The sequence below is a fragment of the Natronomonas sp. genome, assembly GCF_046710025.1.
Classification (GTDB): domain Archaea; phylum Halobacteriota; class Halobacteria; order Halobacteriales; family Haloarculaceae; genus Natronomonas.
Genome location: NZ_JBKEGK010000256.1, coordinates 1 through 3,460 on the forward strand (window position 1 = coordinate 1; position 3,460 = coordinate 3,460).

Below are 3,460 nucleotides of genomic sequence, written 5' to 3' on the forward strand. Positions count from 1 at the left end.
GTTGGCGACGTAGAACGGTATGGCCCCCTGCAGCACTGGCGCCGCAACCGGGGGTCAGTACTGCTGTTGTCCGGCGGGCGGCGGTCGTACGACGGCGGCCACGCATGGACTCGTGGTTGCTGTGAACTATACGCAAGAAATTAGTCCCCTCACGTTAAACGTCATCCGATCGGTGCAGATGGAGGAGTCAAACAATGTACACAGACATTCTATACCCGACTGACGGGAGTGGTGGTGCGGAGGCAGCGCTGGACAACTGTCGTAACTTGGCGGAAACCTACGGGGCGACCGTCCACGTGCTCTACGTGGCCGAGCGCTCCGGACCCCACGGTCTCGCCAGCGATACGGAAGTGATGGGACAGGGGGGGATGGTCGGCGATCCGGAGGGAAGCGGGGAAGGAATGATCGGTGACCGGACCAAAAGCGACGAGACCCAGGCGGCAGTCGAAAAGTACGGACAGGAGATCGTTACGGAAGCAGCAGCGCGATTCGACGACGCCGAAACGGAAACCGCCGTCCGGGAGGGAACCGCATTCGAGGGTATTCTCGACTACGCCGAGGCACACGATATTGACATGGTGGTCATGGGAACACACGGCAGAACCGGCTTGGACCGATACTTGCTCGGGAGCGTCACGGAGAAAGTCGTCCGACTGTCCGACGTTCCCGTACTGACGGTCCGAGAAGGCGAGGCCCCCTAATACCGCACACCGCTTCGAGGTGTTGCGATACAAAAGTTTGATGTCAGTGTCCCGTGTACGGGAATCCGCAAGATCGCCAGACGGCGAGAAGATAACTGCGCGCGGGTTGCCGAGCTAGGCCAAAGGCGCAGCGCTTAGGACGCTGTCCCGTAGGGGTCCGCCGGTTCAAATCCGGTCCCGCGCATGCCATCTCCGAAAGATCGTGCAGAGTGGGGTCGCCAGCGGATCCGAACCCTGAAAACCGAGCGGAGCGGAGTTTTAAGCGGTTCGAACCAAGTCCCGCGATTTCTTTCTGACCAAGTGCGTAATGAAACGGGTTTTGTGTGTGGCGTTCCTTGGCTCAGTATGACGATAGCTACTGGCGATTCCGTGACCCTTGAGTACACCGGCCGATTGGACGACGAGACTGTTTTCGACACCTCCCGGGAGTCCGTCGCCGAAGAAACGGGGTTGGCGGAGGCCCAGCCAGACCGCGAGTACGCGCCGCTGACGGTCGACGTCGGTGCCGAAGAAGTCATCGAGGGAATGGAAGAGGGGCTGGTCGGTCTGGAGGCCGGGACGACGACGACGCTCACGATCCCGCCGGAGAAGGGCTACGGCGAACATAGTGAGGAGCGCATTCAAGAGTTCGATACCGAGGAGCTCCGCGAGATGCTCGGCGGCCAGACCCCCGAGGAGGGCTCCTATCTTGAGGCACAGAACGGCCAACACGGCGAGGTCGTCCACAGTGGCGAGGAGGTCGTCAAGGTGGATTTCAACCCCCGACTCGCCGGTGAGACGCTGACGTTCGAGATCGAGATCGTCGACGTCAAGTGAGGATAACTGTTGGAACCGGGAGGCTCCACCGCCCGATTCGCCGGGAGCGGCATCGGGATTTCGCCGTCGTGATTTCGCGTACGACGGTCGCGTACACGTCGATACTGTACATTCTCGACTGGGTGACGATCGGACTGCTGGCGTACCACATCAGAGGAGCCGCCCGTTCGTGGTGAGTACGGGGTCGATCCTGACGATCCGGGTCGTCGTCCCTACCGCGTTGATTTCGATGAAACCGTTACAGTAGTGCCCGTCCGGTCGTCAGCACGCACCGCCGGCCAGGATACGCCGCCTCACCCGACTCGTCGAGTGACTGCGAGTCCCTCCCCGACGGGAAGCAGCGTCGTCTCGAACTCCTCGGCGGACCGGACGTGATCGAGATATGCCGCGATTCCGCGGGCCGCGTCGGCATGTGGGTCGTCGAACTGCTCGCTGTCATCGGCCATCAGTCGGCGTATCGTCCCGAACTCGTAGGGGCCCTCGATCGCGTTGTCGGCGAGGACGAGGCCGCCGACGGGGATCTTTTGCCGGATCGCCTCGAACGCCTCGACGTACCGGTCTTTCTCGTTGTCGATCAACGCGATGTCGAAAGGGCCTTTGCAGCCGTCGACGATCCCGATCGCGTCCCCTAACTCGAAACGCGCGCGGTCGGTGTACCCGCCCCGTTCGAGATACTCCCGGGCGGCATCAAGCTCCTCGGCGTCGATCTCTGTGAGGACAATCTCTCCGTCTTCGGCCATCCCACCGAGAAACCAGTACGCGGAGTAACCGAATCCGGAACCGAACTCGAACACCCGTTCGGCGCCGACGAGATCGGCAAGCGCCCGGAGCCACCCGCCCACCGCGGGACCGACGGTCGGGAAGTCCGTCGTTTCGGCGCGGCGGTCCATCTCGGCGAGCACCGGGTCCGGTTCGGGGCCGACCGCGGCCACGAACGCCTCGATGTCGTCTGGAACGCCCATGCGACGGCTCGGGTGCGAGCGATCCTATATCTTCCCCCAAGCATCTTCAGAGTCGGTGATCGGTACGGCACACCCGTCACAATCGCCGGTAGTCCAACTCAGTTTGGCCACTTGATGGAACAGCCCTGCGAGGGGAGGAACGTCTCCTCGGGTTCTTCGCCCGCGAGTACGGCGTCGATCGCGTCGCGCATATCGTCACCTGGCTCCCCGGAGGACTCGTCGTCGGGGTTCATCGCGTCGTCGAAGCGACCGTGATACGCCAGCCGGAACGTGTCGTCGTCGTTCTCGAACAGGAACGGATCGGGCGTACAAACCGCGCCGTACTCTTTTGCGGCGGTGGCCGTATCGTCGCGCAGGTACGCCGTGATGTCGATCTCGCCGCGGTCGACGTACTCGACCATGTTCTCAAAGGAGTCTTCGGGGTACTCCTCGGCGTCGTTAGAGTTGATCCCAACAACCGCGACGTCGGCGTACTCGGTGGCAATCGCGTTCATCGCCCCGAACTTTGCTTGCACGTACGGGCAATGATTGCACATGAACACGACGAGCAAGGCGTCGTGATCGTCGAAGGATTCGAGATCGTACGTCCGGTCGTCGGTGCCCCGTAACTCGAACGCCGGTGCTCGGTCGCCGTATTCCAGTTCGTCCGCGTCGGATTCGCGTGCCATACCGGGCGTTGATCGCCGACAGACAAAAGTCATCCCTCCGCTGTGGCGCCACGGTGGGCAGTTTACCCCTCGAACGTCATCAGAAAGACCGTCACGACCGCGAGCGTGACGGTCGCGAGCATCCCGTTCGTCACCAGCGCGGCGCTGTCGGCTGGGAGGTCCTGCGTGGCGACCTCCGTCAGGGGTGCGACCGTCGCGTAGGCGACGAGCGCTATGAGGGCATACCAGAGGTGCTGCATGTGCTGTAGCCTCTACTGAGACAGGCGACGGGCTCTATCGGTACCCGTCACCCGCACGCTGCCGATGGTTCGGC

At 62.6% G+C, this 3,460-nt stretch carries 5 protein-coding genes and 1 tRNA gene; 3 read left to right on the forward strand and 3 right to left on the reverse strand.

The annotated features are described in order from the left end of the window. Nucleotides 1-194: 194 nt before the first annotated feature. From ACI944_RS13280 to ACI944_RS13290, 3 genes are all read left to right on the forward strand, one after another. A complete protein-coding gene (locus ACI944_RS13280; protein WP_411719510.1) occupies nucleotides 195-701 on the forward strand; it encodes a universal stress protein in 507 nt (168 codons plus the stop codon). A 99-nt stretch (nucleotides 702-800) separates the two neighbouring features. Then, a tRNA-Leu gene (locus ACI944_RS13285) sits at nucleotides 801-885 on the forward strand. Between the two features lie 161 nt (nucleotides 886-1,046). Continuing rightward, nucleotides 1,047-1,517: an FKBP-type peptidyl-prolyl cis-trans isomerase gene (locus ACI944_RS13290; RefSeq protein WP_411719511.1), complete on the forward strand. Its 471-nt coding sequence runs from the start codon at nucleotides 1,047-1,049 to the stop codon at nucleotides 1,515-1,517. 293 nt (nucleotides 1,518-1,810) lie between these two features. On the opposite strand, the gene ACI944_RS13295 is transcribed toward ACI944_RS13290, so the two are convergent. From ACI944_RS13295 to ACI944_RS13305, 3 genes are all read right to left on the reverse strand, one after another. Next, nucleotides 1,811-2,479, reverse strand: a complete 669-nt coding sequence (locus tag ACI944_RS13295) for an O-methyltransferase (RefSeq protein WP_411719512.1) — start codon at nucleotides 2,477-2,479, stop codon at nucleotides 1,811-1,813. A gap of 98 nt (nucleotides 2,480-2,577) precedes the next feature. Beyond that, nucleotides 2,578-3,147: a thioredoxin family protein gene (locus ACI944_RS13300; protein WP_411719513.1), complete on the reverse strand. Its 570-nt coding sequence runs from the start codon at nucleotides 3,145-3,147 to the stop codon at nucleotides 2,578-2,580. Between the two features lie 62 nt (nucleotides 3,148-3,209). After that, nucleotides 3,210-3,386 (reverse strand): hypothetical protein, encoded by a 177-nt coding sequence (locus ACI944_RS13305; protein ID WP_411719514.1) that lies wholly within the window; start codon nucleotides 3,384-3,386, stop codon nucleotides 3,210-3,212. Nucleotides 3,387-3,460 lie beyond the last annotated feature (74 nt).